The organism is Saccharothrix sp. (genome assembly GCF_031180885.1).
Taxonomy (GTDB): Bacteria; Actinomycetota; Actinomycetes; order Mycobacteriales; family Pseudonocardiaceae; genus Actinosynnema.
Genome location: NZ_JAPSLK010000010.1, coordinates 143,793 through 170,538 on the forward strand (window position 1 = coordinate 143,793; position 26,746 = coordinate 170,538).

Consider the following 26,746-nt stretch of genomic DNA (forward strand, 5'->3'; position numbering starts at 1 on the left):
GCGCTGCCGGCCGCGGCCGCCCACCCCCAGGACCCGGGCGCTCGGGGCCACCCGGCCACCACCGGCGGAGATCAAGCCCGTCTCGTCGGCGATGACGACGAGCAGGCGCGGTCAGGGGCGTCGAGGGCGACCGGCAGGCGGCCGACGTGCGTGCGGTCGCGGCGCTGATGACCAGCCGCGCGGCGATCTCCGCGTCCGACCGGCCCGTGCCCACCTCGGCCGGCGCCTCGCGCTCGCGGTGTGAGCGACGCGCCCAGCGCGGTGCGGGTGAACCGGACGGCCTGGGCGGCGACGGTGCCGTGGCCGCGGCCGGACGGTTCGGCGGTGGCGGTGAAGTACCGGACCGGCCGGCCACCGTCCGGCGTCCGCCCCGGGCCGAGGAACGCCGCGTGCGGGGTGCCGGCCGCAGCGGCGACCGCACGCCGGTCCGCGTCCGTCGCCGCCGGGTCGTCGTCGGTGACGGCCGTGGGGCTACCTGCCGTCGCGCCGCACGCACGCGTCAACCACCGTGACATCCGGCCAGGACATCGGTCAGTCGATGCCTTCGGTGATGCGGAAGTCGCGCTCGAAGCCGTCGGGGAGTTCGGCCAGCGCCTGCTGGTAGGCCGCGCTCGCGCGTGCGGCGACGGCCTGTTCGAAGCTGTCGAACTCGATCAGGACGACGCGCTCGGCGATTCCGGCTTCGTGTGCGACGACCCGGCTGCCGATGCCGGCGAGCACCCGCCCGCCCGCGGCCGCGACGGCGAGACCTGCCAGTCCGTTGTAGACATCAAGCTTCTCGGGGTCCTCGATGGTGGGGTAGACGCTGACCCAGTAGCCCTTGGGCATGGAACCTCCAGTGTTGGGATGAGCGCATCTGACTTGCGGGTTGGTCGCGGACGAGCGTCGGCGGGCGAGGCGAGGCTTGTCAGCGTCGTGATCGCCATGCCGCCGAAGTTCGTTTCGAAATCAGAAACGCCGGCTGGATGCTAGTGTTTCGAATAACGAAACGCAAGGAGGGTCATGCCGATACCGCGCCCAGGAACACCGGTCCGTGGATCGACTACCGGCCGTCCCCTCATGGCCGCGATGGACCTGTTCGGCCGTCGGTGGGCGCTGCGAATTCTCTGGGAACTGCGTGCGGGTCCGCTCGGTGCCCGCGCGCTGCTGGCACGGTGCGAAGGGCTGTCATCCAGCGTCCTCTACCAGCGGCTCCGCGAACTCGCATCGAGCGGGATCATCGCCCCCTCGGCCGATGGCTACGAGCTGACTCGGCTGGGGACGGCACTCCGTGATGCCCTCCGTCCGCTCGACGAATGGGCGATCACCTGGGCGCAGGAGCAGGGACGCAACGATCAGGAGCCCACGCAGACGTGAAGATCACGCCCGACCGGGTGGAGCGGTGATCTGACGGACGCCGACTCGGGACACGGGCTCACGCGGCCTGTGAAAACCCCTCGGTCGCTGTCTCGTCGCCGCGCGGAGGGGTGAAGTCGACGTCCAGGCGCGGGTCGTACGCGTCGGGCTCGTCGCCGAGCTCGTTGATGGAGTATTCGCCGAAGCGCCCGGGTGTGCTCGGTTCCGGCGCAACGGCGCGTCGGTCAGAAAGCGCAGGAGTTGCACGGTGCGGATGACGCGGCCGACCTCGCGAAAGGCGGTGTACGTGGCGTTCTTGTCTGACCCGCATGCGAAAGGGTCCTTCAGCTTCGGCTCCGCGCCGGAGGCCGCCGCGTGATGTCGAGCAGCACGTCCGGAGCGGTTGATCGCTTCATCACCGCAGGAGTGCCGGCCGCGGCGACCCCGCCGGCGGGCTGGGGCTTCGCGTCTACTGTGGACCGTGCGGCGGGACCCCGGTCATGCGCGGTCGGCCGGAAAACCCCCGTTCAACCCCTACCGAACCTAGTAGTTCGGACGTACAGTCCGCGAGCTACGGGGAACACTCGGATCGATGAGGGGTACGACGTGCGGAAACGGCGGATCGGCAGAATCCTCGCCTTGGGTGTGGTGACGGCGGCACTGGGCGCCGCGGTGACCGGCGTGGCCGGCGGTCACCCGGACCACGGTGGCGGCGGGCGGGAGGACTTCCCCGGCGAGGGCGTCGCGGACGGCATGTACAAGCAGCACGACGGGGACGAAGGGCACCTGCCTGCGGTGTCGCGCAACGTCTCCCTGGTGGGCAAGGGCAAGGTGACCAACCCGTCCGGGGCCGGCAACACCGGGCGCGTGGCGGACGTGACCGCGTTCGGCGACTACGCCTACCTGACCGCGTTCCGCGAGCCGACGTGCGAGCGGACCGGTGTGCACGTCATGGACATCTCCGACCCGGCCAAGCCCGTCGAGGTGACCGGCGCGTTCATCCCGACCAGCGCCGGTTCCTACGCCGGTGAGGGCATCCAGGTCGAGCACCTGGAGACCCCGTTCTTCCACGGCGACCTGCTGATCCACCAGAACGAGACGTGCCCGGGCGCGACGCCCGGCGCGGCCTCCGGCGGCATCTCGCTGTGGGACGTGACCGACCCTCGCAACCCCAAGCCGGTCAAGCTCCACACGGGTGACTTCACCAACGCGTCCGGCGGCCTGGACCCCGCGCCGAACCAGACGCACAGCATGCGGATGTGGACCAACGTCTTCGACAAGAAGGTCTACGTCGCGCTGGTCGACGACGAGGAGGGCGCGGACGTCGACATCCTCGACATCACCGACCCGTACAACCCGGTGCTGGTCAACGACGAACTCGACCTCGGCGCGGTGTTCGGCGTGGACCAGCCCGCGCCCGCGAACCTCACCTCGGTGTTCAGCCACGACATGATGATCACCAAGATCGGTCGTCGGTACGTGATGAACGTCAACTACTGGGACGGCGGGTACGTGCTGCTCGACGTCACCGACCCGCGGCCGGGCAAGGTGACGCTGATCGCCGAGACCGAGTACGCGGCCCTGGACGAGGAGCGGCTCGCGCGGGGCGAGCGGGTCTCGCCGGAGGGCAACGCGCACCAGTCCGAGCTGTCGCCGAACCGGAAGTACATGATCGGCACGGACGAGGACTTCAGCCCGTACCGGGTGACCGCGAGGATCGACTCCGGTCCGTACGCGGGCGCTGAGTACCTGGCCACCTCGGCGGGCGACACCAAGCCGGTGGACGAGAACACCACCATCAGCGGGCCGACGACGTTCGTCGGCCTGGCGTGCGACGCGGCGGCGATCCCGGCGGGCACCGGCACGGCGCTGGTCGAGCGCGGTGTCTGCCCGTTCCAGGCCAAGCTGGACAACATCGTGGCCAAGGGCTACACGGCCGGCATCGTGTTCCAGAACGTCCGCTCGGACTGCCTGGGCAGCGTCTCGATGGCGGCGGCCGGGCCGATCCCGTACGTGTTCACCAACCGCTACGCGGGTCTGCGGCTGCTGGGCGTGCCGGGCGTGACCGAGGCGAACGCGTGCACCACGCCGACCCCGGCGAGCGGTGGCGAGGCGACCACGATCAAGGCGACCTTCGACGGCTGGGGCTACGTGCGGCTGTTCGGCACGGACATCCCGAAGTCGGGCCCGGGTTCGATCACCCAGATCGACACCTACGCGGTGCCGGAGTCGCAGGACCCGAAGTACGCGCGCGGGTTCGGTGACCTGTCGGTGCACGAGGTGGCGATGGACCCGGACAACAACAGCATCGCGTACCTGTCGTACTACGCGGCCGGTTTCCGGGTCGTGCGGTACGGCCCGAACGGCATCCAGGAGGTCGGCGCCTTCATCGACGAGGGCGGCAACAACTTCTGGGGCGTCGAGGTCTGGAAGGACGAGACCGGCGAGCAGTACGTGCTGGCCAGCGACCGCGACTTCGGTCTGTACGTCTTCCACTTCAACGGCTGACCCGGTCGCGTGGTCCGGGCGGGGCGGCCCGCCCGGACCACGCGGGGCCGAGGGGCTGCTCGGTGTCGCGATGGGGGATGCGGTGCCGGTCGGCGCGGCTGACCGGGAGGTGGTCCAGGAAGTCCCGTCCCCGCTTGGCGGAGTCGTAGGGGTGGTCCACGGCGAACAGGATGCGGTCGACGTCCACGGCGTGCAGCACGTCGTGGTGATCTTCACGACGCCTCCCGACGGCTACCCGGGTCTTACGGCTCGGCGCGGAAACCGGTGCGGCCACGGGGCTTGTACACCGACAGCACCGTGGCGATGACCAGGACCAGCACCGCGGCGGCGGCGTCGACCAGGATCTGCACCTGCAACCGGTCGGCTCCGCCGCTCATGCCGTGCGTGGATGCCATGTCGGCCAGGTACTCGATCGGTCGCATGTGGACGAGCAGCACGACGGTGGCCAGCAGGTTGATCACCAGCTTGAAGAGAGGACCGGGATCGGGCGCGCCACGTTGTACAAGTACTTCGGCGACGTCGAGGCGATCCTGCTGGCCTGGCACGAGCGCCAGGTCGGCGCCCACCTGGCGCTCCTGTCGGCGGTGCGGGACACCGCGCGCGAGCCGGTCGAGCGGCTCAAGGCCGTGCTGGAGGCGTTCGCGCTGATCTCGCACGAGTCCCACGGCGGGCACGACCGGGAGCTGGCGGCGTTCCTGCACCGCGACGAGAAGGTGGTGCAGGCGCAGCGCCACCTGCACGAGATGGTCCGCGACCTGCTGGACGAGGGCGTCCGCGCGGGGGAGATCCGCGCGGACGTGTCGTCGGACGAGCTGGCCGGCTACTGCCTGCACGCCCTGACCGCCGCACGCGGACTGCCCTCGCAGGCGGCGGTGCGCAGGCTGGTCGCCGTCACGCTCGCGGGGCTGCGCCCGTAGGCGAGGCGACGGCGGTCCGGAGACTCCTTGGCGCCGACGAACGCGATGCCCGGGGACGCGCCCAGTTCGTGGTTGGTTGTCCCATGGGGCGTCAGGCGAGTGCCTGCGTGGTGAACGTCCGGCCGCCGTCCTTCGAGCGGTGGATCGCGTCGTCGGTGGCGAGGAACACCTCGGCGGGGCCGTTGGTGGCCAGCGCTGCCGGTCGGCCCGGCACGGTGCCGTGACGGGTCCACGTCGTCCCGCCGTCCGCGCTGGTCCGCACGGTCCCGTCGGGTGCCACGCCGACGATCGTGGCGTCCGCCGGCCAGTCGAGGAGTTGGAGGACGGGAGCGCCGGCGACCGCGGTGAAGGTCCGGCCCCCGTCGGTGCTGCGCGCCACGCCCTGCGCGGTCGTGGCCAGCAGGACGTCGGGGGTCGTCGGGCTGACGGCGAAGTCCACCGCTTCGACCTGCGCCCGCCGGTCCCAGTTCCGGCGGTCGGCGGTCACGGCGAGCCGGCCCGTCTGGCTGTCGTACCCGTACACGGAGCCGTGCTTGGCTTCCAGCGCGTGGAAGTCGGCCTGGCCGGCGAGCGAGAGCGACGTCCAGGTCCGGCCCGCGTCCGTGCTCTCGACGAGTCCCAGGTGCCGAGGTGCGTCCTCGTCGGTCGGGTCGGGGTGGCCGCTGCCGAGGAAGTGGTGGGGTCCGACGACGGTGAAGCCCATGGTGTCCTGCCGCAGCGTTCCGACGCGTTCCGGCTTGCCGTTCTCGGGCACGCGGAACAGCCCGTGGTGGCTCGCGGCGTAGAGGGTGCCGTCGGCCGGGTCGACGCCCAGGCCGTGGACGTGGGCGAGCCCCGGGTCGTGGGTCGGCGGGGCCGGCTGCCCGGGGTCGGCCTGCCCGCATGCCGCCAGCAGGGCCGCTGTGGCGAGGCCGAGGGCGGCGGTGGTCGTGCGTCGCATTCCGGCTCCGGTGGTCGAGCGGCTTTCTACTATCACTAATAGTATTAGCCGACGGTGAGCGTGGTCTCCATGCCGCGTTCGCGGTGGTTGCCCACCGAGCACCAGAGGGTGTACTCGCCGGCCTGGAGGGTGGCCGTGACGCTGCCCTGGCCACCGGGCTCGATGACCGGGGTACGCGCGTCGTCGACGCCGGGGCCCCGGATCACGAGGTCGTGGGAATCGCCGCCCTGGTTGCGGACGGTGAAGACGTGGGTGCCCGGACCGGGGTTCCCGTCGGGCAGCGAGATCCGGTAGTCGGTCTCGGTCACCACGATCTCCTGCCCGGTCCGGGGCGCGGACGGGACCTCGGTGGTCGTGGTCGCTGGTGGTGGCGGCGGCGGTGACTGGACGGGCTCGGGGCTTGAACAGGCGGCGAGCACCAGTGCGGCGGCGACCGGTCCGGTGTGTCGCTTCATGGTCGGACCTCCCAATGGGAGCGGTGTCGCGACGTAATCCACTACTACTAGTAATAGTAGCCCGGTGGCGCGTCACCGGCCGCCGGTCGGACAGGGCCACGCGTTGACCACGTACTGCTTCTACTCGACCAGGGGGCGTTGGCCGAGCGTTTGCTTCATCGCGGCCCACGATGAAACATTGTTTACGATGGAAAATAGTAGAGGGGTGCGGCGCGGGCGGTTGATCGGCTTGATCGCCGTTCTGGTGGTGCTCTCCGCGGCCGCGGTGGTCGTCGACCTGCCGAGCGCGGAGCAGTTGCGCGGGTGGGTTCGCGGCTACGGCGTCGCCGCACCGTTGGTGTTCTTCGTGTCGTGCGCGGTGGGCACGGCGCTGTTCTTCCCCAAGCCCGTGCTCGCCACGACCGCCGGTCTGCTGTTCGGTGTCCTGCCCGGCGTCGGGCTGGCGGTGGCCGGCTTCACCGTGGGAGCGCTGATCGCCTTCGCGGTCGCACGCGGTCTGGGCCGGGAGGCAGTCGCCCGCCGGTTGGGAGAGGGGCGGCTGCGAGCCGTCGAGACCGTCTTCGCGAGGCGTGGGATCGCCGCCACTCTCGTGCTCCGACTGCTGCCGGTGGTGCCCTTCGCGGTGTCGAACTACGCGGCGGGCGTGACGGCGGTCGGTTCGCGGTCGTTCGCGGCGGGCACGGCGTTGGGCCTGCTGCCCACCACCGTGGTCGCCGCGACGCTGGGCGACGCGTGGCGGGACCTGGGCTCCCCGCGTTCGCTCGCGGCCGCCGCCGCGTGGCTGGCGCTGGCCGTGATCGGGGTCGTGTGGGGCGCGCGCCTTCTCCGACACGCCTCGACGAACCGCGACGGGGAGAACGACGTTCGCCCCGGCACGGTCGCCGGCGGGCCGTGAAGCGCGCCGGCGACCGGACTGCGAGGCGCGGTCAGCCCATCACGCGCATGGCCGCCACCGGCCGACCGTTGGGCCGCAACACCACCAGGCACCACGCGCACACCAGCCCGAGCAAGGCCATGGCCAGCCACGGCAGGGCCGGCGACCCCGCCGCCCGCGCCGCGTCGAGAGCGCTGCCGGTGAACAGGTTGCCCACGAGGATTCCTGCTCCCACCACGGTGTTGTAGAGCCCGTAGTGGGTGGCCACCAGGCGGTCCCCGGACAACGCCACGATGGTGTCCATCTCGAACGGGAACACCACCATCGTCCCCACGGCGATCAGCACCGCGGACAGCAGCACCGGCGCGAACCGGAGGACGCCGGCGTCGGGCGCGGGCAGTGCCGGTGGCAGGAACGCGACCGCCAGCAGCAGCATCCCGGCGGTGAGCGAGCGGTCGGCACCGAGCCGGCGGCGGAACCAGTCGGTGACCCGCAACTGCCCCGCGATCGCCAGCACCCCGGACACCGCGAACAACACCGCGACCAGGACCGTGCCGGCCGTTCCCGGACCCGCCAACCGCCGGGCCTCCAGCGGCAGCGCCAGGTACACCTGGAACGACAGCACGTACGAGCCGATCATCGCGCCGGCGAACCACACGAACCGCCCGTTGCCGGCCACGACCCGCCAGTCCGCCACCACCGACTGCCGCACCTCGTCCGACCGCGGCGCCCGCTTCGGCAAGGCACGGACTTGCAGGACGGTCAGCACGGCGAAGACCAGCGCCGCCACCGCGCACGTCAGCGAGAAGTCGACCCCGGTGAGCGCGAGGCCGATCAGCGGTCCCACCAGGATGCCGGTCTGGTAGAAAACGTTGAACAACGCGAACGCCTCGACCCGGCGTGGTCCGGCGTCCCGCGCCACGTACGCGCGGACCGCCGGGTTGAACAGCGCGCCCGCGAACCCGGTGGCCGCCGACGCGACGATCAGCGCCGGCAGCGTGTCCACGAAGCCCAGCAGCCCGAACCCGGCGGTCCGCAGCGCACAGCCCGCCACGATCAACGGCTTGTAGCCCAGCCGGTCCGCGAGCGTCCCTCCCAACAGGAACATGCCCTGCTGGGAGAAGTTGCGCACGCCGAGGACCAGCCCCACCGCCCAGCCGGCCATCGCCAACCCGCCGGACAGGTGCATCGCCAGGTACGGCATGAGCATGTAGAAGCCGACGTTGATCGCGAACTGGTTGACCAGCAACAACTGCACCGACCGCTCGAAGGAGCGGAACCGGGTGAGCACGGCCGTCACGACGAGGCCCCCGGCGACAGCGGGTCGACGACCCGACGGCACACGGTCCACCGCGTCACCTCGGCGTCGCCCGGCGCGGAGAGCACGTCGGGCGCGTCGGGCGGTGCGCCGGTCAGCAGGCCGTTCGCCGCGCAGTAGGCGTCGTTGTAGACGGTGTCGAAGTACCGCGCGGGACCGTCCGGGAAGACGGCGGCGACCCGCACGTCGGCGTCCTCGTTGCGCGCGACCCAACTGGCCACGAGCGCGACCGCGCCCACGCTCCACCCGCCGCTCGCGTGGTGGCGGCTCGCGAGCGCCCGGCAGGCCCACACGGCCTCCGCCGGGCCGACCCAGTGGACCTCGTCGAACGCGGTGTAGTCGACGTTGCGCGGGTAGATGCTCGACCCGAGGCCGCGCATCAGGCGGGGCCGCGCGGGCTGGCCGAAGATGGTCGAGCCGACCGTGTCGACGCCCACGAGCCTCAGGTGCGGGAAGAACTCGCGCAGCACCCGCGACACCCCGGCGGAGTGGCCGCCGGTGCCGACGGAGCAGACCAGCACGTCGACGCGGCCCAGTTGTGCGGCCAGTTCCAGCGCGAGCGACTCGTACCCGGCGACGTTGTCCGGGTTGTGGTACTGGTCCGGGTTGTAGGAGCCGGGAACGAGCAGTTCCGCGACGCGGTCGCGTCGTGCCTGCTGCCAGCCGCCCTCCGGGTGCGGCTGCGTGACGACCTCGACGCGCGCGCCGTGGGCCTCCAGCATCTTGTGGACGATGGGTTCCATGCCGGGGTCGGTCACCAGCGTGACCGGGTGGCCGAAGACGATCCCGGCGAGCGCGAGCCCGAGACCGAGGGTGCCGCTGGTGGACTCCACGATCGCGCCGCCGGGCGCGAGTTCGCCGCGCCGCAGCGCTTCGCGGACCATGTGGAGGGCGGGCCGGTCCTTCATGCCGCCGGGGTTGGCGCCTTCCAGCTTGGCCCAGAACCCGGCGGTGCCGCGCCGGGTGAGGTCGTCGATCCACAGGACCGGGGTGTTGCCCACGACGGATTCCGGTGTGTGGCAACGGGGAGCCGACACCAGCATGCGCGCGGGCCGGGTCCTGGTCGGTGGTGCGGTGAGCATTGTCGTCCTCGTCTGAGGCCGCACGGATCCGCCCGTGCGGGGATGCGAACGGTTCGGCTCATGGGCAGCGCGAAGCGGCGCGGCCCCCGGTGGTGAAGGGCTTCGCTCCGGCTGCGCGGACGTGGGCCGTCAGGTTCGCGAGACGCAGTTCGTGATGAGGACCGTGCGGCCGGTGGACGGTGGTCTGCCGACTTGTCGCGGCGACGTGGCGCGGAGGTCGGTCGACGACGGTGCGACGGTCTCGGGTGGATCGCTCGCTTCGGACACGGGCGCGGACACGCGGTCGTGCCGTGGAGCGGTCAGCGTGGCGTCGTGTGGCTGGTGCCGCGGTGTGTGGTGGTGGCAGTGCCCGGTGCCGGATGTGTGCGATGTGGCCACCACGTGGCCGTCGTCCGCGATCGCGCCGGTTTGGCACCAGATGGTGAGGTGCAGCACCGACAGCAGCACCAGCACGGCGGTTCGAGCCACCGTGCGGCGGCGACGCTCAGTCGTCACTCGGTTCCGCACGGTGTCCACGTTACCGTCGCGCGCGGTGGCTCTGTCGAACCGGGGAGAAATCATGTGACTCAGGTCACTTTACCGGGCGGTAGTGGTTACCCTGCCGTCGGCACCTCCGCGGGTGCGGCTCGCCTGACGGAGGCCGCCGATCCGTGACACCACACCAAGGAGGCTGCATGTCACGGCACCGCCGCCCGGTCGTGGGCGCGGTGATCGCGGCGTGCGCGTTGACGACCCCCTCGGTCGCCTTCGCCGACCACGCGACCAACCCGCACACGCAGAACATGCACGCACTGGGGCACAGTCCCCACCCCGCCACCTTCCTCGGCGAACCCGACGGAGTGCGGCACGTCAACTCCGACCTCGCCTTCTGGGGTCGGCTGGCCTTCCACGGCAACTACAACGGGTTCCGGATCGTCGACATCTCCGACCCGGAAGCCCCGACCGAGATCGTCCACCAGGGCTGCAACGGCGACCAGGGTGACATCGCCGTGTGGGACGACATCCTCGTCCGCTCCTGGAACTCCAAGAAGACGACCCCGCGCGACTGCGACGGCGAGACCGTCCCGGCGGGCTGGGAGGGCGTCCACGTCTTCGACATCGGCAACCCGGCCGACCCCGACCTGATCGCCGCGGTGTCCCTGCCCTGCGGGTCGCACACCCTGACACCCGTGCCCGACCTCGGCAACGGCCGGCTGATCGTCTACAGCAACAACTCCAGCAGCACCGGCTGCGGCACCGTGCCCGGCCGCGCGGCCGAGGACCCGCTCGGCGACTTCATCGACGTGATCGAGGTCCCGCTGGCGCACCCGGAGAACGCGAACCTGCTGCGCCGGGAACCCCTCGCCGGACCGCTCACCGACGTCCGCACCGGATGTCACGACATGGGCGCGATCCTCGGTTCGGTCAACCTCGCCGCGTGCGCGAGCGCCGACGCGACCAACGTCTTCGACATCGGCTTGAACGCCCACCCGGGCGGCAGCATCGCCGACCCGGAGTTCCTGTTCACCGTCAGCGAGCCCGGTGTCGGCCAGGCCGGCACCAACGGCCGCTGGCACTCCGCGTCGTTCAGCTGGGACGGCGAGGTCCTGGTGCTGGGCTGGGAGCCCGGCGGCGGCGCGGAACCCGAGTGCCAGACCACCGACCCGCCGGTGGACAAGAGCCTGTTCTTCTACGACGCGCACACCGGGGCCAAGCTGGGCCAGTGGGTGCTGCCGCGCGGCCAGGACGGCGTCGGCGAGAACTGCACCGTCCACAACTACAACGTCGTGCCGCTGCGCAGCGGCCGGAACGTCGCGGTCGGCGGCCACTACCAGGCCGGCACGTGGGCGACGGAGTTCACCGACCCGGCGAACCCGGTCACCCTGGGCTGGTCCGACCCGCCCGCGCTGAGCCCGCCGGATGTCGGCGGCGCGTGGTCGTCCTACTGGTACAACAACTTCATCTACGAGTCGAGCATCACCGAAGGCCTCAACGTGTTCCGCCTGAGCGGCAACGCCACCGGCGGCGCCCTCCGCCTGCACCACCTCAACCCGCAGGTGCAGGAGTTCTCCCTGCCCTGACCCCCTCGACACCGCGCCCGCCGGCCCCGGGTCGGCGGGCGCGGTCCTCCCTGGACCGGCCAACCGCACAGCGGCGCCCGGCCGCGCCGACCACCGACGCGGAGTCCCGGCGGGTCAGCGCGAAGGTCCACCATGGACAGCGGCTGGTGCGCGCGCCTCGTGGATGTCCGCGAGCACCAGGCGCTCGGCTCCTCGACGTTCCCGGCATTGGAGATCACTGCGAACGAAGCCTGGCTCGCGCGAGCATCGCGCCGACCGCGAAGGTCAGGTCGGAGGGTGAACGCCGAACCAGGCCACCACCAGCAGGTAGCCGACCAGGGCGAGGAAGTGCCACGGACACAGGTCGAGGCTCCTGACCACCCCGCCGGAATCGGCGGGTACCCGGTCTGGGCGGTTCCGTTCGACGCCGTCCCGGATCCGGTCCTGCAGCCGGTTGCCGCGCAACGAAGCGGCCACGGAGAACGCGCCCGACGCCACCCCGATCCGCTCACCCGACACGAGCACCAGGTTGACTTCGTCAGTCGACTCGACCGACGCCAACTCGGCCCACGGCACCCAGTACCTGCGGAACCAGTTCACCACCAACACACCCGAGTCGTACACCTTCACGACCGGATGTGGGCCCACCATCCACATGAACCACGTCAAGGGTGCCATGGCCAGGATGAACTCGAGCTGGACCATGTACGAGGTGTCGGGGAAGGGGTTCAGCAGCGGATAGGTGGTCGCGACGACCGCTCCGACCGAGCCGAGCAAGCCGAAGGCGCTGTCGAACCTTCGACGCAGCACCACCTTCGCCGTCCCGCGGCTCTGTGTCACCACCACCTCCTGGCGGTTGCTCCACCAGTTCGACCAGGCTGCCATCGTGGCTTTCACCTCCGCGCCCGTGTCACCGACGAGCTGCACCCATCACGGCGCGCTTGGCGCGACCCGCTCGACGGCGGCCTCGACATGATCGGCCGGGAGCGCCCATTCGAGCACGCCGGTGGGGGTGACAACCCGTACCACCCGGGCCTGGGGGTTGACGGCGACCGCCTCCACACCGCTGATACCCCGACCGTTCCCGTCCACGGTCTCGACTTCGACCGAAATCGGCTTTCGTTTGAGGAAGCGGACACCTCCGAAGGTGCCGACGAAGGTCACCCGTCCCGGGGTGATCGAGGCAGCACCGTGACGCCAACGTCGACCAAGTCCGGACTGCACTCCGTCGACAACACGAAAGGAGCATTCGATTCGCATCGCCCGCACCCCCACACCACCAGCGTTCTCTCGTCGTCTGTCGAAGAGTTCCGGATCGTGACCGGCTGGTCGAAACCTACCGGGGGACCACGAGGGGAGTCTCCCGCACGAGCCACGCCGACCGCCCGGAGGTAACCCACGACCGCGGGCGCTGAAGATCACCGTCAGCAGCCCGGCGCGGCCGCTGCACGGTGCGGCATCGAGCAAGTGGAACCGTTGGCTCCTGGACGACCATGTGGCCGTGCACGGCTGGCGCCAGACGTTCGAGGCGACGCGCAAGCAGGTCGTGACGGCCTGGTACCGAACCGCCGAGGGGCGGCGTCGGATCGAAGGGTGGTCGGGGCGCTGCGCGGGGATTGACCGGTCGACCGGGAAAGGGCCGCTGACGGCCGTCCGGATCGCCGACGTCTTCTCGGGCGGGGAGGGTGGCGGTTGTGGGGCGGGGCGGGTCGGGGACGTCCACGCTGTTGTCGGAGTTCGCGCCGAGGTGCTCGAACCAGCTGCCCGAACGACCCGGGTTGGTCGTGCACAGCAGTTTCAGCCTGGCCCGACTCCGCGTGACCCAGGTGTCCCGGCCGGGGAAGCAGGACGCCCCTGTGGACTGGGCACGTCGGTGTCGTCCGCGCCCGCACCACCCGCCCGCCTACCTCGCGCGGCACGCTGGAGCGTCGAATTCGCGCGACGAAGTTGACGCGTGGTCAGTCCGGGTCGCGTGGAAGGGCTTCGACCAGGTTCGAAGGACCCTCCCGGGGCGTGGCGGTCTCGGCATACTCCGCGTCCCGCACATCGATCTCTCAGGGGGTAAGATGAGAAAGGCATTGTGCGTGCTGTTGGTTGCTCTCGGAGCCTTGGCCGGCCTGGTGAGCACCGCCGCCGCCGACACCAGCCCCGCCGACACCGCCACGGCCCAGCCCGTCACGAGGGGCTGGGCGCAGACGGCCGACCCCGGTGTCGCGCCGCAGGCTTTGACCTGTGACTCGGGCCATCTGTGCGTCTGGCCGGTCGCCGATGGCAGCCGCAGCCGCTGCAGTTGGCTGAACAGGGACAACGACTGGTGGAACACGCCCGTCGTGTGCAGCTGGTCGTCCAGCCAGACGGTGAAAGCCATCTACAACAACGGCACCAGCTCGAGTTTCAGCGGTGTCTGCCTGTACGCCAACGCGAACTACAGCCACTGGCTGTACTACGTACCCCAAGGCCAACGGTACGTGCCCAGCCTCCAGTACATCGTCAGGTCACACCGCTGGGTGAGTTCTGCCAACGAGTGCTTCAACTCCTAGCCGACGTCGTGGAGGGCTGCTCCGCCGCGCCGACAGAGTGCGCTCAACGCGGCGGGGTGGCCCTCGACCACGTCCGCTTCTCAGGGACGAAACATGGGAAAGGCACTGTACGTGCTGTTCGCCGTCGCCTTCGCGCTGTCGTCGTCGGCGGGTATCGCGGCGGCGAAACCGCAGGACGTCTCGGTGCAGGTGTTGTCGTGCCCCAGCGGCGACTTGTGCGCGTGGCCGGTCACCGTCGGCAGCAGCAACCGCTGCAGATGGGATGCCGCCGACCCCGACTGGCCTTGTTCGTGGTCGCGGTCCAGGCCGGTGCGGGTCGTCTACAACAATACGAGTCGGAACGATGCCGGGGTGTGCTTGTGCCCGGCCCCGTACTACCAGGGCGACATCGCCTACTTCCTCCGCCGGGGCGGGCAGGCCCAGGTGTGGCCGGGAGTGATCATCGGCTCCCACCGGTGGGTCGAGGAGGCGAACGAGTGCTTCGGCTGACCGCCGCGCTCAGCGACCGGCGAGCACCCTCAGCCCCAGCGGCGTGATCAGGTGGCGGGCGAAGGTCTCCTCGCGCTCCGTGGCGATGAGACCGCCCTCGCGCAGGATCCTGGTGTGGTGGCTCACCGTGGCCGGGGCGACGCCCACCAGCTTCGCGAGCCCGGTGGTGGTGCTGCCGCCGACCACCGACCGCAGGATCGACGCCCTCGTGGAGCCCAGCAGCGCCGTCAGGTGGTCGCCGCCGGCGCGCCCGGCCGCCAGGAGCCGTGACTCGGTGCGGATGGGGAACGCCAGCGCGGGAGGCAGCTGGGGATCCGCCAGGGCCATCGGGTGGTGCAGGACGAAGTAGCACGGGATCAGCACCAGGCCTCTGCCGTCCAGGTGCAGGTCCCGGTCGAGGGGGTGGTCGACGGACAGCACGGGCGGATCCCACCGGGTGGCGGGCCCCAGCGCGTCCAGCAGCCCTTCCGGGCCGTCGTGCAGGTACCGCTGGATCCAGGGCGCCACGTCGGAGCTCAGCCCTGCCTCGATCGTCGGCAGGTGCGGCGCGATCACGGACCTGAAGTAGACGCGCAAGGCCTCGCGCAGCTGCCGGAGTGCTGGGGATCTCCCTCTGGCGAGGTCGTCCACCCGGCTCGCCTGCGGCCCCGACGCGGGGCGAACCAGGTCGATCTCCGCGCGCAGGCGGTCCGGCCCCGCCGACAGGACCGCGTCAATGCACTGGTCGATGCCGCACAGGTCGTCCGGCGGGGTGAGCAGATCCGGGAAGTAGGCCGCGTGCGGCGCCGCTGTGACCACGGTGTGCAGCGCCGTTCGCAGCTCCGGATCGCGTGCGGCGAGTTCGCGCACACTGCGGCGCCACGCACCGAACGACAGGTCGTCGTCCTTGTGCTGCAGGATCTGCGCGCTGCTGACGACTTCCCACATCAGGTCCGGTTTCAGCCTCAACCGCATGCGCGCGAAGTCCCGATCGGTGAAGTGGATGCGCAACTGCGGCATGTTCGCCCCCCGGAGCTACCGTGACCTCCACAGGAGAAGTCATCCGCACCCCGGCGGGGATACAGCTCCGGCGCGAAGTCCCACCAGCCGCGCGGTGGAGCCCGTCCCGCACGCACACCAGGAAGCGACCACCACCGCCTACCGCCAACAACTCGACGACACCGGCCGGCCGATCTTCTCCAGCACCAAGCCCCACCTCATGGTCAGGATGCTGCGAGGGCGCCACCCGATCCGGGAGTTGGTCAGTGGCTCGCGCTGAGTTCGCCGCTGAGCCTGCCGTGGAGGCGGGCGCTGGGCGGGTTGAGTCCGACGATCTCGACGGTTTTGCCGCGTTGGCCGTACTTGGTCTCGATCGCGTCGAGCGCGGCCACCGAGGACGCGTCCCACACGTGCGCGGCGCTCAGGTCGATGACGACGTGGGGTGGGTCGCCCGCGTAGTCGAACTGGCCGACGAGGTCGTTGGAGGAGGCGAAGAACAGTTCGCCGGTGACCCGGTAGACCACGGTGGTGCCGTCGGGGTCGGTGACGGCGGTGACCTCGGCGAGGTGGGCGACGCGCTTGGCGAAGACGACCATCGCGGTGACGGAGCCGACGACGACGCCGATCGCGAGGTTGTGGGTGATCACCACGCAGGCGACCGTCGTGACCATGACGGTGATCTCGCCGAGCGGCATCCGGCGCAGGGTCTTGGGTGCGATGGAGTGCCAGTCGAAGGTCGCGAACGACACCATGACCATGACGGCGACCAGCGCGGCCATGGGGATGTCGGAGACGACCGGTCCGAACACGACGCACAGCACCATGAGGAACGCGCCGGCGAGGAAGGTCGACAGGCGGGTGCGGGCGCCGGAGACCTTCACGTTGATCATCGTCTGGCCGATCATGGCGCAGCCGCCCATGCCGCCGAAGAAGCCGGTGACGATGTTGGCGACGCCCTGGCCGATCGATTCCCGGGTCTTGTTCGAGTGGCTGTCGGTGATGTCGTCGACCAGCTTCGCGGTCATCAGCGACTCCATCAGCCCGACGAGCGCCATCGCGAAGGCGTAGGGGGCGATGGTGGTGAGGGTGTCCAGGGTGAACGGGACGTCCGGCAGTCCCGGCACCGGCAGGGAGGACGGCAGCGCGCCCTTGTCGCCCACGGTCGGCACCGCGATGCCCGCGCCGACCGTGATGAGGGTCAGCACCACGATCGACACCAGGGGCGCGGGCACCACGGTGGTGATCTTCGGGAAGAGCACCATCAGCGCCAGGCCGCCGAGGACCAGCGGGTAGACCGGCCACGGGACGTCGCGCACCTCCGGCACCTGGGCCAGGAAGATCAGGATGGCGAGCGCGTTGACGAAGCCGACCATCACCGAGCGGGGGATGAAGCGCATCAGCCTGGCCACCCCGAGCGCGCCGAGCACCACCTGGAACACGCCGGCGAGGATGACGGCGGCGATCAGGTGGCCGAGCCCGTGCTCGTTGTTCAGCGGGGCGATGACCAGGGCGACCGCGCCCGTCGCGGCGGAGATCATGGCGCGTCGACCGCCGACCACGGAGATCACCACCGCCATGGTGAACGAGGCGAACAGGCCGACCGCCGGGTCGACGCCGGCGATGATGGAGAAGGAGATCGCCTCGGGGATCAGCGCGAGGGCGACGACGAGGCCGGCGAGGACCTCGGTGCGCCACACCTTGGGGTCGCGAACCCAGCCGGGCACCAGGGCGCGCACGCGGTCGGACGGGGACGAAACTGAGGAGGACAAGGGGGTACCTGTCGTGCTCGGGCACACCGGCGGCGTGCGGCAGGGGACACGGCGTGCCGGATCGGCACTCGCGTGGACGGCTTGGTGGAACGGGGGCGGGGCGCTCGTGACCTCCGGGCTCACGCCCGGGGGTGGGACGTCACGGCGGACAGACGGCCGCACACGGCGTCATGGGCTCGCGCACACTCGTCTCCTGCGGGGGTTCGACGGTTCACCGGAGGCGACATCGACCCCGACACGACGGCGATCGGCGACCAACGGCCGCCCTGGCCGCCGGAAACTATACCGGGACGTCGGAGCGGCTGCCGCTTCGCGGACCGACCGTGGTCCGCCCGGTGGGTGCGGCGAGGAGCGGCGCTGTCGTGGCGGGCCGTGTGACCTTCCACGGCCACAGCGAGCTTCGGCGACACCCCGGACGGCACGGCGTCGGGTCGGCCCGGGGGCTTCGCACCACCGATCGGCCGATCCAACTCGCGCGGGCCGCGCTCGGCCGATCGGCGGACCCGCGCTGCCCTGCTGTTTCCGCAACTGTGTGGCCGGGAACGCGGTTTACGACTTCGCCTCGGGCACGTGGACCTTGTCGTATCGTGCGCGCCGTGTCGCAGCCCAGCGGGGAAGCACGCAGCAGAGCGGGGTCCAGAAGCGGACCGTGGATTCCTGGCAGGTTTTCGGTGGTGTGGCGGGCGTGCTCAGCCTGCTCGGCTCGTGGGTCGGGGTGGTCGGCGACCAGTTGACCGTCCCGCTGGTGACCGGCGTCGTGCTGGTGCTGATCGGTGCCTTCCTGCTGTACCGGTGGGGCGGCGGCGCACGGAAGGGCAGTCCGGTGGGGTTTGTCGTCCCCGTGCTGGTGACCGTGCTCGGCGCGGCCACCGCGGGCGCGGCGGTGGCCGCCAGGTCCGCCGGCGGCACCGCGCCTGCTGCCGCGGCCACCACGTCGAGCGGGTCCGCGCCTACGTCCGCCGCGCCGACGTCCTGACCGCCACGTCGGCGACCACCTCGCCCACCTCGGCCAACGGGGCTCGCTTCGCCGCTGAAGTCCGTCTTGACCGCGGCACCGGCGTGGACCTCGACGCGGACCAGACCAAGGGCACCGGGATCGACGGTCCCAACGGTCCGATCGACCTCTTCTTCCCTCTCTACCGGGCAGGGGTGTCCCCGCAACTCCGCCCCAACGGCGGTGAGCTGTACCTGGACCAGGGCAACGAGAAGGATGCCCACGCGCGCTGCAAGGCCAACATCGGCTTGGCGGAGTACGAACGGCCGTTCTACGCGACGCCGGGACAGCAGTTCTGCTTCCGCACCTCTGATGGGCACACGGCCTGGATGCGCGTCAACGACGTGAGCAACAACAGCAGCAACGCCGACTACATCGTCGTCAACGTCAAGGTCTGGCCCAGCGGGATGTCGTGACGACTCGCAGTGCGCCCACCAGCCGGACACGGGTGGCCTCGGGCATCGGACAGGCGATCCAACGTCCGTGCTGGAGTTCTTACCGCTCTCGGAGACCTCGCACCTTATGGGTGGGCGGCCAACTGGTCGAACACGCGCACGTGGGCACGTCATGGCCTTCTGCTCCCGCTTCCATTGCGCCGCCTTGTGGCGCAATGGAAATAGGTGACCTTGGCGGCACTCGCCGACGACGTTCGACCGTGGCGACGATGTGCGCGAACAGGCTCGTGGTGCCCCCCCCCGGAGCTAGTCGCGGGCGCGTACCCGCGAGGCTTGTCGACCCCAGGGGACGAAGGAGCCCTCGACTCAGTCGAGGATCTCGGGAGCGCGAGCGAGGGGCGGCGCGACCGTTTTTGCGGCAAGAGGAATGATCAGACTCGGTGACGTGGCGGGTCGGCATCCCCGATCCGGCCCGGCCCGAAAAGTGCGGAGTGCTCACCCGATTGGCCGCTGAGCCCATCACGTTGTGGTTGCGGATGCAGTGATCTCGGTGATTCATCGGGTTTTGTTCAGGGGACGAGGTAGTAAGGCGGGTACGGCCGCAACCGGGTCAGACTCGTCGCGGCCTGGTACGGAGATCGTTGGGACAAGGTGTGAGCGTGCTCGAAGACTCGACCGGATGGCGCAGGCTTGTGCGCGAGTACGCATCCCTTCGTGATCTCAGGGCTGTGACAGCGCAGCAGCGAGGACAGAGGTTCAACGGCCTCATCGCGGAGTTGCTCGGTTGCTTCGGCATGTCGGCCAAGGCCGACCAGAGGAGCATCGGCGAAATAGACGTGACTTTCAGTCACGGTGGTCGCCGGTTCATCTTGGAAGCCAAGTGGGAATCAAGACCTGTCGGCACCGATTACATCGCGAAGCTGCAGCGGCGGGTGGAGCAGCGCATGCTGGGGGTCACCGGCGTGTTCCTGTCCATGAGCGGCTACAGCGAGAACGCTCTTGCGGAGCTTGACCGAGGACGGCGCCTGGATCTCCTGCTGTTGGACCGAGGTCACTGGGAGGCCATGCTCAGCGGATTCGTCCCGCCTGCGGAACTGTTCGACCTTGTCACCGACGCCGCATCCTTCGAAGGCAAGGCCTACAAGCCGGTCCGAGAGTTGATCGGTCATCGCAGGGATGCGCCGCGGGTCGATTTCGAAGCGACCTGGGGTTCCGCTGCCGGTCCGGTGGCGCACGTGCTCGACCGTGCGACGGTCGAGCTTGTGGCTGACGGCATCCCATCCCGTCGATCTGCTGTGAGAGTGCTCGGCGAGCACCGGCTCATGGTCACGGTGGACGACGGCGTGCTGGACGTGGACCTCGCCCGGCAGCGAGCGGACTGGCGTGTTCAGGCCTACGGCTGTTACGGCAGCCCCGTCATCACCGGCGACTCCGTCGTGGTCCAGCGCGGCTATGGCGTCGGACGGTTTCGGAATCGAGAGCTGGAAGCCTTGTCGAGCGGTTCCTCGTCGCCTTCGGACCACCGATCTTCGGTTCGAGTGGCCACCACTGCGTGGCTTCTCGACTGGGGAGGTGCGGCGAGCGGTCACAACGTGCCGGAACTGGTCCAGGTGGGGCAGCAGCTCGGCGATGAACACGTCAGCGAGATCCCGGCCCTTCCCGGTGTCGTGTCAAATGCCTGTTGGTTGGACTCGGGCGACGTGGTGGTGACCGACGGGGTCGACACCTGTCTCTACTCCACCGAGAACGCCACCGTGCACAAGACGATCGCTGTGCCGCAGTCACATCCCGGGACGTTGGTCGCGCTGGGGGATCGGCAGGTCATGTCGGTCGGCACCGACTCGGGTTTGTGGGTCGCGGACGTGGTCACCGGGCAGCGGGTCCGGATCGGAGTGCTTGAAGGCGTCGATGCGGCCGGCGCGCGACTCGCGGCGGGCGTGGACGGGTCGGTCTACCTCTCCGTTGGCCATCGCGCGGGAAGAGGCTCGGACGATCGGATCGCGATCCTGCGGATCACGGTCTTCGGTCGGTGGCTGGAGAAGGACGGCCCGGCCGCTGCAACCCGTGGGATTGCGGACACTCCAGCGGCGGAGCACCCCGTGGTACCCGATGACCCGGGTCCTGCGCCAAGCGTGCCGAGTGCACCGCCTGCGCCGCCACCCGTGACGGACGGGCCGCCAACCCCGACCGTGGCGTCGGCGGACACCGCCGAGCGGCGAGTCGTGGACCACCGACAAGGTCAGTCGGACGGGGCGGTGTTCGCCGCGTCATTGCCCTTGTTCGTCATGGAGAGCGTCATCGCGGCACAGTTCGACCCGTTGCGGTGGTTGGAACCGTGGCGGGAGCAGTGGCGGCTCCTCGCCGCGGGACACGCCCCACCAGGCAGCACGTTGGCCGCGTGGCAACCGCAGGCCGCCCAGTACCTCGGCGCCTACGCCGCACCCGATGGATTGGTCGACTCCCACTTCGCCCCGAGTCCCGCCTATACCGCCGGGTTCGCGTACGGGATGCGCACGACGTGGAACAACGCGGTGCAACGACAGGCTGTTCCACGTGATCCCGTGCTCCTGCACAACTGGTTGCGGCAGCCGGTTCGGGGCGGGGTTCGCAGTTGCGCGGCACGATGTCGCTGACGCAGGTTCGTTCTGTCGCGATCAGGACCAATGTCAGGTCGACCTGGCAGTGGGTCGGGCGTGGGGTGTTGTGGCTCGCGACGGCGGCCTGGGGCCTCTTCGCGCTGGTCGCGGTGATCCTGACGATCACGGGAGGCTGGGGCGACGGCCGGGGCACCGGGTATGCCGTCGGCGGGCTGCTGTTCTACACGGTTCCGTTCGCCGGCCTGGTCACGTGGACGGTGCTCGACTGGAGGCGCTTCCACCGCAGGGTTCGAGACCAGGGCGTCGTACCGGAGCGCTGAAGACCGCGCTCGATCAGTGTGTTCCTTGCCCGCGGTGAGGTGCATTTTTCGAGGTGACGACGCTGTAGACGGTCAGGGTGCCGCTGTTGGTCGGTGTCCGTGTCCTGGTCTGGTCTGTTCCGCTGTGCCGGGTCCGGATCCGCGACTGCGTCCTGGGCGTCGTGGTGCTGCCTGCCATTCGGTGGCCACGGCTTCGGCCAGCGCTACCGGTTGGTCTCGGGCGACGAGGTGTCCGGCTGCGCGGGGATGCGGGTCACCGTGGCGTGCGGAACCAGGTGCCGCAACCGTTCGACGGCGTCATCGGTGACGGGCGACCCGTTGCCGCCGTGGACGAGCAGGGTGGGCAGGTCGAGTTCTGCGGTGATCTCCAGGGCGGCGAGCGGTTCCTGCGGTCGGTGATCGAGGAGAGCGACCCGCTCCGCCGCGGCGCTCGCGTCGTCGTCCACCGGGCTCCGAGACGGTCGCCCGGTGGTCGTACCCGGTCGCGGGCGGATGGTCCCGTGGACGGCGCAGCCCGCACCTGATCGCAAGGTGGTCGCAAGGTTCGACTCCGCCGCAGCGTGCGACCCTGCTGCGGGCGGCCATTCGACCTCTGGAGCACAACGGCATGACGCGGGCGGTCCTCACCCGGCGACACGGTGACATCGCGGTGACCGCGGCCTCCGGCGTCGGTGCGGCGGTCGGGCTCTGGCTGATGGTGGCGCCGCTGGTGCTGGGCTACTCGCCCCACTCGAGCGCCGCGTGGTGGAGCGACCTCGCCGCGGGTGGGGCGACCGTGTTCGTGTCGGTGTGCCAGGTCGCAGGCCTGCGGCGGACCTGGCCCGTGGCGATCGCGCCGGCCGCGGTGGCGTGCTGGCTGCTGGCCGCTCCCACGGCGCTCGACCTGCGCGCCACCGAACGCGCGGCGGCGGTCAACGACCTGCTCGCGGGGGCCATGTTGTTCATCGCTGTGCTGACCTACGTCGCCGGCGTCTACGTCCGGGATGTCACGAGCAGACCGATGCCGCGCGCTTCAACCGACGAGTAGGCCAAGGGAAGGTCACGAGGCGGCAACTCCGTCGTCGCCGTGCGGTTGTCCGGTGCGCCGGGCGGAACCCGATGACGGACATCCGCACGACGGGGCAGGACGGTGCGACATGGCTCGGTACAAGGTGATGCACGACCGGGGCGCGCGGGAGTACACGGTGGTGCTGGACTCGGGCGAGTCCGTGGTCGAGGTACTGCTGGAGTTCGCCCGCGCGCACGAACTCCCGTCCGCGTCGTTCACCGCGACCGGCGGGTTCAGCGGCTGCACGCTGGCCTTCTACGACGTGCGGGAGAAGCGCTACCTCGACATCCCGGTCCACGAGCAGTGCGAGGCGTTGTCGGTCACGGGGAGCATCGGCCGCTCGGAGGGCGGTGACTGGACCGTGCACATCCACGCGGTGGTCGGGTTGCGCGACGGCAGCACCAGGGGTGGCCACCTGCGGCACGCCGTCGTGCGGCCGACCTTGGAGGTCGTGGTGTCGGAGTCGGCGCGTCCGCTCAGCCGCCGCCTGGACCCCGAGACCGGCCTGCACCTGCTCGACCTGGGTGCCGACGACCAAGTGGTCGAGCACGACCCGCTGCGCCACGGGCTGGCGCCGCCGACGGGGCACCGGTGACCGCGGTCCTCCTCGGGGTGGGGGCGACGGGACCTTGCGAACAGGTTACGAACGCCGTCCGCAAGGGGTGGTCGACGGCGATCGGGTAACCGGCCCGTATGAGGCGAACGGGTCTCGCGGTGGCCGCCGTGCTCGTTGCGGTCACGGCGTGCGGGCAACCGCAGCAGCAGCTCGGGAGCGGGACGATGGGCACGAACGCCGAAGTCGGCGATGTGGTGCTGCGCAACGTCTTCGTCGAGGCTCCGCCGGGCCCCGCCTACCAGGCGGAGGAGGACGCGGTGGTGCGCCTGGTGATGTTCACCCGATCGGGCAAGCCGGACCAGCTGGTCGCCGTGCGGTCGGGTGACGCCCGGCAGGTGGTGATGCGAGCCGACCGGGACTGCGACGGCACGAGCGAGGAGGTCGGGTCGCTCACGGTGCCCGTCGACGACGCCGGGCTCGGCCGGGGCGGCCTGGCCTACCACCTGGTGCTGGTCGACTTCACCGACGAGGTGCTCGCGGGCACGACCGTGCCCGTGGACTTCACCTTCCGCGACGCCGGCAGCACCAGGGTGTCGGCGATGGTCGAGGCGACCGCGGACGGCGACGGGCCCACCCCCTTGGGATGCGACCGTGCGGGGAGGCAATGACATGACCCGTCGACGGCTCGCCGCTGTGGCGGCGATGTTCGCCCTGGTCGCCTGCGCGCCCGCGGATCGAAGCGGCCCGGTGACCGGCGTGACGAGGATCCCCACGAGCCAGGCGGGCACCTACGCGGACGTGGTCGAGCGCGTGGCACCCAGCGTGGTGACGATCCGCACGGCCGCAGGGGTGGGCAGCGGCGTGGTGTTCCGCTCGGACGTGGTGCTGACCAACGCGCACGTCGTCGGGGAGGAGCGGCGGGTCGAGGTCCAGTACGCCGACGGGGAGGCCTCGCCCGCCATCGTGCTCGCCGTGGACACGGTCACCGACCTGGCCGTCGTGCGCACCGACCGCAAGGGGCTGCCGGTCGCGGAGTTCCACGAGGAACTGCCGCGCCCCGGCGACCCCGCCTGGGCCATCGGGAGCCCGCTGGGTTTCGAGAACACCGTCACGGCGGGGATCGTCTCGGGGCTGCACCGCGAGATCCCCGGCGCGGCGTCACGGGCTCGCGCGCTGGTCGACCTGATCCAGACCGACGCGCCGATCTCGCCGGGCAACTCCGGCGGTGCGCTGCTGGACGCGCGGGGCCGGGTCATCGGGATCAACGAGGCGTACATCCCGCCCGGCGCGGGCGCGGTGTCGCTGGGTTTCGCCATCCCCGCGGCCACGGCGGTGGACGTGGCCGGGCAACTGCTCGACGACGGCACCGCGACGCACCCGTACCTGGGCGTGTCCGCGGGGCGGCTGACCGCCCAGATCCGGGAGCGGTTCGACATCGACGTCGAACGGGGTGCGCTGGTGCTGGGCGTCGACGAGGGCGGACCCGCCGCCGCGGCGGGCGTGGCGGTCGGCGACGTGATCGTGCGCATGGGCCAGGACGAGGTGGGCAGCGTCGAGGACCTGCTCGGGGCGTTGCGCCGCACCGAACCCGGCGAACAGGTCGGAGTCGAGGTGGTGCGGGACGGGCAGCGGCGGGAGCTCACCGTCGAGATCGCCGCGCGCGACCGGTGAAAGGTTCCGGCCGCGGAGGGGCACGCCCGGGAGCGTGTTCCGCCAGGACTTCGAGCAGAATGGTGCCCAGCCTCTCGCTTGGAGGTGTTCCGGTGTCACATGTCCAACCCCGTCCTGGGGAATGCCGTGGCCGTGGGCTTCGGGTGGTCGTGACGACGGCCGTCGTGCTCGCCGCACTGGCCGGGTGCGGTGGCTCCGACGGGCCACCCGGCACCCCGTCCCCCACCTTGTCGCCGTCCCCCACTGTGACGACAACCCCGCCGCCGACAACCCCGCCGCCGACAACCCCGCCGCCGACAACCCCGCCGCCGACGACCACGCCCACGACGATGACGCTGCGCGGGGAGGTCATGGCCGGTGTCGAGGCCGGGTGCCTGGTGATGGCGACGGACCGAGGGCAGTACCTCCTGCTCGGTGGCGACCCGCAGGTCGTCCGCGTAGGGGCCAGGGTCGTCGTGGAGGGCACGCCACAGCCGGGGCAGCCGACCACCTGCCAGCAGGGAACGCCGTTCAGGGTCCACACGGCTACGCCCGCGCAGTGAACCGATACCGCACGTCAAGCCGGTACACACGTCGTCGAGCGGATTCGACCGGGTGAGGCCGCCCCCTGCGCGGCGACCGCACACGGGGCGGCTTTCAGACCCGGACGCGGTCAGCGCATCGCGGTCAGCAGGTCCCGGCAGGCCAGTTCGCAGCTGTGGCACGCCTCGGCGCAGATCCGGCAGTGCTCGTGCCGATCCTGGTGCCGGGCGCACTCGTCGGCGCAGGACTTGCAGGCAGTCGCGCACGCTTCGAGCAGCGAGCGGCTGATGTTGGCGTCGTAGCCGGTGTGGCGCGAGAGCACCCGGGCGGTCGCGCCGCAGATGTCCGCGCAGTCCATGTTCGTGCGGATGCACTTGGTCAGCTCCGGCACCGCGTCCTCGCTCAGGCAGGCGTCGGCACACGCCGTGCACGCTTCGGCGCACGAGATCAGCGAGTCGATGGCGGCGGCCAGGGCAGTGCGGTCGAGGTTGATGTCGGCGGGATAGGTCTCCAGCATCGGCATGGTCGTGGACGTCATCGTGGGTGTTCCTCCTCAATCGGATGTGTCCGCTTCTCGACGTCGGCCGCCGGCTTGGAAGATCATCACCGTCAGCGGCACGGCGGCGCCGCACAGCGCGATCACCACCAGGAGCGCTGTCGAGGGGTGGGGCTTGTTCGTCGCGTAGACGATGAAGCCCACCAGGAAACCGAGCGGCACCAGCGCCGCGACAAGACCGGCCTTGGTCTTCGGTGCGAGGTGGGGTGGCATGGCCCAGTCCTTCCCGGCCGCGAGCGGTCGGCGGCCGTGCCGGTGTGCGGCCGTCACGACCGGGTACCCCTGGTCGGCCTCGCGAACCCCGCGGACGACGTGTCGGAAACGGCGGAACGGGCGGTCGGGACCGGTGGGGTGTCCTACACCGGGCGGTATCGACCTGCGAATTCGAGGCGAGCGCGCCGCGGACCGACGGTTGATGGGGCAAGGCGCGCCCCGGTCAGGTCGAACGGGCGGCGGACACATCGAGGGCTGCCCGCCGCCACCATCCGGCTGCCCGCCGCGTTCGCGGCCCGGTGCGCGGCGATCAACGCGTTGATCCCCGCGGCGCCGAAGAACGTGATCTCGGAGAGGTCCACGACGACAAGGCGCGCGCCGCGTTCGCACTGGCGCGCCACCTCGCCGACCAGGACCCCGCCGGACGCCGCGTCCACTTCACCCCCGCACACGACCACTCGGGAGCCGTCCGCTGTGGTCACCTCGAGGTTGAGCCAAGGGGTTCCGCCGTCGGTGCGAGCCATTGTCCCTTCACTGTGGACAGTAGCGCGTGGACGACCGCCGGCCTGGGCGGTGTGCGACCGCCGCGTGAGGTGACCCCGGACTCGAGTGCGCCGGTCCATCCCGTGC

General features: G+C 70.7%; 34 protein-coding genes. 16 read left to right on the plus strand and 18 right to left on the minus strand.

What is annotated here, in order from left to right:
• Positions 1 to 71: 71 nt before the first annotated feature.
• Positions 72 to 515 carry a PhzF family phenazine biosynthesis protein gene (locus RIN75_RS15515; RefSeq protein ID WP_309112613.1) on the minus strand — a complete coding sequence of 148 codons (444 nt, stop codon included), beginning with the start codon at positions 513 to 515 and terminating at the stop codon, positions 72 to 74.
• A 16-nt stretch (positions 516 to 531) separates the two neighbouring features.
• Positions 532 to 828: a DUF1330 domain-containing protein gene (locus tag RIN75_RS15520; RefSeq protein ID WP_309112614.1), complete on the minus strand. Its 297-nt coding sequence runs from the start codon at positions 826 to 828 to the stop codon at positions 532 to 534.
• Positions 829 to 1,068: 240 nt separating this feature from the next.
• Here RIN75_RS15520 and RIN75_RS15525 point away from each other — a divergent pair, with 240 nt between their 5' ends.
• Positions 1,069 to 1,356 (plus strand): helix-turn-helix domain-containing protein, encoded by a 288-nt coding sequence (locus RIN75_RS15525; protein ID WP_309112615.1) that lies wholly within the window; start codon positions 1,069 to 1,071, stop codon positions 1,354 to 1,356.
• A 3-nt stretch (positions 1,357 to 1,359) separates the two neighbouring features.
• On the opposite strand, the gene RIN75_RS44115 is transcribed toward RIN75_RS15525, so the two are convergent.
• Positions 1,360 to 1,743 carry a Tn3 family transposase gene (locus tag RIN75_RS44115; RefSeq protein ID WP_375295971.1) on the minus strand — a complete coding sequence of 128 codons (384 nt, stop codon included), beginning with the start codon at positions 1,741 to 1,743 and terminating at the stop codon, positions 1,360 to 1,362.
• A gap of 198 nt (positions 1,744 to 1,941) precedes the next feature.
• Between RIN75_RS44115 and RIN75_RS15530 the strand changes: the two genes are divergently transcribed.
• Positions 1,942 to 3,843, plus strand: coding sequence for a PA domain-containing protein (locus RIN75_RS15530; RefSeq protein ID WP_309112616.1), 1,902 nt, complete (start codon positions 1,942 to 1,944; stop codon positions 3,841 to 3,843).
• On the opposite strand, the gene RIN75_RS15535 is transcribed toward RIN75_RS15530, so the two are convergent.
• Both RIN75_RS15535 and RIN75_RS15540 read right to left on the minus strand, forming a co-directional pair.
• Positions 3,833 to 4,042 (minus strand): hypothetical protein, encoded by a 210-nt coding sequence (locus RIN75_RS15535; RefSeq protein ID WP_309112617.1) that lies wholly within the window; start codon positions 4,040 to 4,042, stop codon positions 3,833 to 3,835. The two genes, RIN75_RS15530 and RIN75_RS15535, sit on opposite strands and share 11 nt — an antisense overlap.
• A 43-nt stretch (positions 4,043 to 4,085) precedes the next feature.
• On the minus strand, positions 4,086 to 4,304 hold the full coding sequence (locus RIN75_RS15540; RefSeq protein ID WP_309112618.1) for a hypothetical protein: 219 nt from the start codon (positions 4,302 to 4,304) through the stop codon (positions 4,086 to 4,088).
• 36 nt (positions 4,305 to 4,340) lie between these two features.
• Between RIN75_RS15540 and RIN75_RS15545 the strand changes: the two genes are divergently transcribed.
• Positions 4,341 to 4,760, plus strand: coding sequence for a hypothetical protein (locus tag RIN75_RS15545; protein WP_309112619.1), 420 nt, complete (start codon positions 4,341 to 4,343; stop codon positions 4,758 to 4,760).
• A gap of 91 nt (positions 4,761 to 4,851) precedes the next feature.
• Here RIN75_RS15545 and RIN75_RS15550 read toward each other — a convergent pair whose 3' ends face one another.
• A complete protein-coding gene (locus RIN75_RS15550; RefSeq protein ID WP_309112620.1) occupies positions 4,852 to 5,700 on the minus strand; it encodes a F510_1955 family glycosylhydrolase in 849 nt (282 codons plus the stop codon).
• Positions 5,701 to 5,744: 44 nt separating this feature from the next.
• Positions 5,745 to 6,155: a cupredoxin domain-containing protein gene (locus RIN75_RS15555; protein WP_309112621.1), complete on the minus strand. Its 411-nt coding sequence runs from the start codon at positions 6,153 to 6,155 to the stop codon at positions 5,745 to 5,747.
• A 187-nt stretch (positions 6,156 to 6,342) separates the two neighbouring features.
• On the opposite strand from RIN75_RS15555, the gene RIN75_RS15560 reads away from it, so the two are divergent.
• Positions 6,343 to 7,050, plus strand: coding sequence for a TVP38/TMEM64 family protein (locus RIN75_RS15560; RefSeq protein ID WP_309112622.1), 708 nt, complete (start codon positions 6,343 to 6,345; stop codon positions 7,048 to 7,050).
• Positions 7,051 to 7,081: 31 nt separating this feature from the next.
• Here RIN75_RS15560 and RIN75_RS15565 read toward each other — a convergent pair whose 3' ends face one another.
• The 3 genes from RIN75_RS15565 to RIN75_RS15575 form a co-directional block, all read right to left on the minus strand.
• On the minus strand, positions 7,082 to 8,329 hold the full coding sequence (locus RIN75_RS15565) for an MFS transporter (protein ID WP_309112684.1): 1,248 nt from the start codon (positions 8,327 to 8,329) through the stop codon (positions 7,082 to 7,084).
• Positions 8,326 to 9,390, minus strand: coding sequence for a PLP-dependent cysteine synthase family protein (locus tag RIN75_RS15570; protein ID WP_309112685.1), 1,065 nt, complete (start codon positions 9,388 to 9,390; stop codon positions 8,326 to 8,328). The genes RIN75_RS15565 and RIN75_RS15570 overlap by 4 nt, the downstream gene beginning before the upstream one ends.
• Positions 9,391 to 9,558: 168 nt before the next feature.
• Positions 9,559 to 9,924, minus strand: coding sequence for a hypothetical protein (locus RIN75_RS15575; RefSeq protein ID WP_309112623.1), 366 nt, complete (start codon positions 9,922 to 9,924; stop codon positions 9,559 to 9,561).
• Between the two features lie 179 nt (positions 9,925 to 10,103).
• On the opposite strand from RIN75_RS15575, the gene RIN75_RS15580 reads away from it, so the two are divergent.
• Positions 10,104 to 11,489 carry a hypothetical protein gene (locus RIN75_RS15580; RefSeq protein ID WP_309112624.1) on the plus strand — a complete coding sequence of 462 codons (1,386 nt, stop codon included), beginning with the start codon at positions 10,104 to 10,106 and terminating at the stop codon, positions 11,487 to 11,489.
• Positions 11,490 to 11,753: 264 nt separating this feature from the next.
• Here the strand turns inward: RIN75_RS15580 and RIN75_RS15585 are convergent, their stop codons facing one another.
• Together RIN75_RS15585 and RIN75_RS15590 are read right to left on the minus strand one after the other, a co-directional pair.
• On the minus strand, positions 11,754 to 12,308 hold the full coding sequence (locus RIN75_RS15585) for a PH domain-containing protein (protein WP_309112625.1): 555 nt from the start codon (positions 12,306 to 12,308) through the stop codon (positions 11,754 to 11,756).
• 90 nt (positions 12,309 to 12,398) lie between these two features.
• Positions 12,399 to 12,632: a hypothetical protein gene (locus RIN75_RS15590; RefSeq protein ID WP_309112626.1), complete on the minus strand. Its 234-nt coding sequence runs from the start codon at positions 12,630 to 12,632 to the stop codon at positions 12,399 to 12,401.
• A 902-nt stretch (positions 12,633 to 13,534) separates the two neighbouring features.
• Here RIN75_RS15590 and RIN75_RS15595 point away from each other — a divergent pair.
• Entirely contained in the window at positions 13,535 to 14,008 is a 474-nt protein-coding gene (locus RIN75_RS15595) for a peptidase inhibitor family I36 protein (protein WP_309112627.1), read from the plus strand.
• A gap of 93 nt (positions 14,009 to 14,101) precedes the next feature.
• The gene (locus RIN75_RS15600; protein WP_309112628.1) at positions 14,102 to 14,497 is read left to right on the plus strand and encodes a peptidase inhibitor family I36 protein; all 396 of its coding nucleotides are present in this window, start codon (positions 14,102 to 14,104) and stop codon (positions 14,495 to 14,497) included.
• A 9-nt stretch (positions 14,498 to 14,506) separates the two neighbouring features.
• Here the strand turns inward: RIN75_RS15600 and RIN75_RS15605 are convergent, their stop codons facing one another.
• A complete protein-coding gene (locus RIN75_RS15605; protein WP_309112629.1) occupies positions 14,507 to 15,496 on the minus strand; it encodes a winged helix-turn-helix domain-containing protein in 990 nt (329 codons plus the stop codon).
• A gap of 242 nt (positions 15,497 to 15,738) precedes the next feature.
• A complete protein-coding gene (locus tag RIN75_RS15610) occupies positions 15,739 to 17,244 on the minus strand; it encodes a SulP family inorganic anion transporter (protein ID WP_375295968.1) in 1,506 nt (501 codons plus the stop codon).
• A 649-nt stretch (positions 17,245 to 17,893) separates the two neighbouring features.
• Between RIN75_RS15610 and RIN75_RS15615 the strand changes: the two genes are divergently transcribed.
• From RIN75_RS15615 to RIN75_RS15630, 4 genes are all read left to right on the plus strand, one after another.
• On the plus strand, positions 17,894 to 18,220 hold the full coding sequence (locus RIN75_RS15615) for a hypothetical protein (protein WP_309112630.1): 327 nt from the start codon (positions 17,894 to 17,896) through the stop codon (positions 18,218 to 18,220).
• Between the two features lie 83 nt (positions 18,221 to 18,303).
• Complete coding sequence (locus RIN75_RS15620; RefSeq protein WP_309112631.1) at positions 18,304 to 18,654, plus strand: hypothetical protein; 351 nt, start codon at positions 18,304 to 18,306, stop codon at positions 18,652 to 18,654.
• Between the two features lie 638 nt (positions 18,655 to 19,292).
• Positions 19,293 to 21,266, plus strand: coding sequence for a restriction endonuclease (locus RIN75_RS15625; protein WP_309112632.1), 1,974 nt, complete (start codon positions 19,293 to 19,295; stop codon positions 21,264 to 21,266).
• On the plus strand, positions 21,245 to 21,550 hold the full coding sequence (locus RIN75_RS15630; RefSeq protein WP_309112633.1) for a hypothetical protein: 306 nt from the start codon (positions 21,245 to 21,247) through the stop codon (positions 21,548 to 21,550). Before RIN75_RS15625 ends, RIN75_RS15630 begins: the two co-directional genes overlap by 22 nt.
• 203 nt (positions 21,551 to 21,753) lie before the next feature.
• On the opposite strand, the gene RIN75_RS15635 is transcribed toward RIN75_RS15630, so the two are convergent.
• Positions 21,754 to 21,996: a hypothetical protein gene (locus RIN75_RS15635; RefSeq protein WP_309112634.1), complete on the minus strand. Its 243-nt coding sequence runs from the start codon at positions 21,994 to 21,996 to the stop codon at positions 21,754 to 21,756.
• Between the two features lie 161 nt (positions 21,997 to 22,157).
• On the opposite strand from RIN75_RS15635, the gene RIN75_RS15640 reads away from it, so the two are divergent.
• The 5 genes from RIN75_RS15640 (at position 22,158) to RIN75_RS15660 (ending at position 25,367) form a co-directional block, all read left to right on the plus strand.
• Positions 22,158 to 22,577, plus strand: a complete 420-nt coding sequence (locus RIN75_RS15640) for a hypothetical protein (protein WP_309112635.1) — start codon at positions 22,158 to 22,160, stop codon at positions 22,575 to 22,577.
• Between the two features lie 109 nt (positions 22,578 to 22,686).
• Complete coding sequence (locus tag RIN75_RS15645) at positions 22,687 to 23,193, plus strand: PCC domain-containing protein (protein WP_309112636.1); 507 nt, start codon at positions 22,687 to 22,689, stop codon at positions 23,191 to 23,193.
• Between the two features lie 98 nt (positions 23,194 to 23,291).
• The gene (locus tag RIN75_RS15650) at positions 23,292 to 23,822 is read left to right on the plus strand and encodes a copper chaperone PCu(A)C (protein WP_309112637.1); all 531 of its coding nucleotides are present in this window, start codon (positions 23,292 to 23,294) and stop codon (positions 23,820 to 23,822) included.
• A 1-nt stretch (position 23,823) separates the two neighbouring features.
• Complete coding sequence (locus RIN75_RS15655; RefSeq protein ID WP_309112638.1) at positions 23,824 to 24,825, plus strand: trypsin-like peptidase domain-containing protein; 1,002 nt, start codon at positions 23,824 to 23,826, stop codon at positions 24,823 to 24,825.
• A gap of 149 nt (positions 24,826 to 24,974) precedes the next feature.
• Positions 24,975 to 25,367: a hypothetical protein gene (locus tag RIN75_RS15660; RefSeq protein WP_309112639.1), complete on the plus strand. Its 393-nt coding sequence runs from the start codon at positions 24,975 to 24,977 to the stop codon at positions 25,365 to 25,367.
• Positions 25,368 to 25,477: 110 nt separating this feature from the next.
• On the opposite strand, the gene RIN75_RS15665 is transcribed toward RIN75_RS15660, so the two are convergent.
• The 3 genes from RIN75_RS15665 to RIN75_RS15675 form a co-directional block, all read right to left on the minus strand.
• Positions 25,478 to 25,885 carry a four-helix bundle copper-binding protein gene (locus RIN75_RS15665; protein ID WP_309112640.1) on the minus strand — a complete coding sequence of 136 codons (408 nt, stop codon included), beginning with the start codon at positions 25,883 to 25,885 and terminating at the stop codon, positions 25,478 to 25,480.
• 15 nt (positions 25,886 to 25,900) lie between these two features.
• Positions 25,901 to 26,116, minus strand: a complete 216-nt coding sequence (locus tag RIN75_RS15670; RefSeq protein WP_309112641.1) for a hypothetical protein — start codon at positions 26,114 to 26,116, stop codon at positions 25,901 to 25,903.
• Positions 26,117 to 26,259: 143 nt separating this feature from the next.
• Positions 26,260 to 26,739, minus strand: coding sequence for an STAS domain-containing protein (locus tag RIN75_RS15675; RefSeq protein WP_309112642.1), 480 nt, complete (start codon positions 26,737 to 26,739; stop codon positions 26,260 to 26,262).
• Positions 26,740 to 26,746 lie beyond the last annotated feature (7 nt).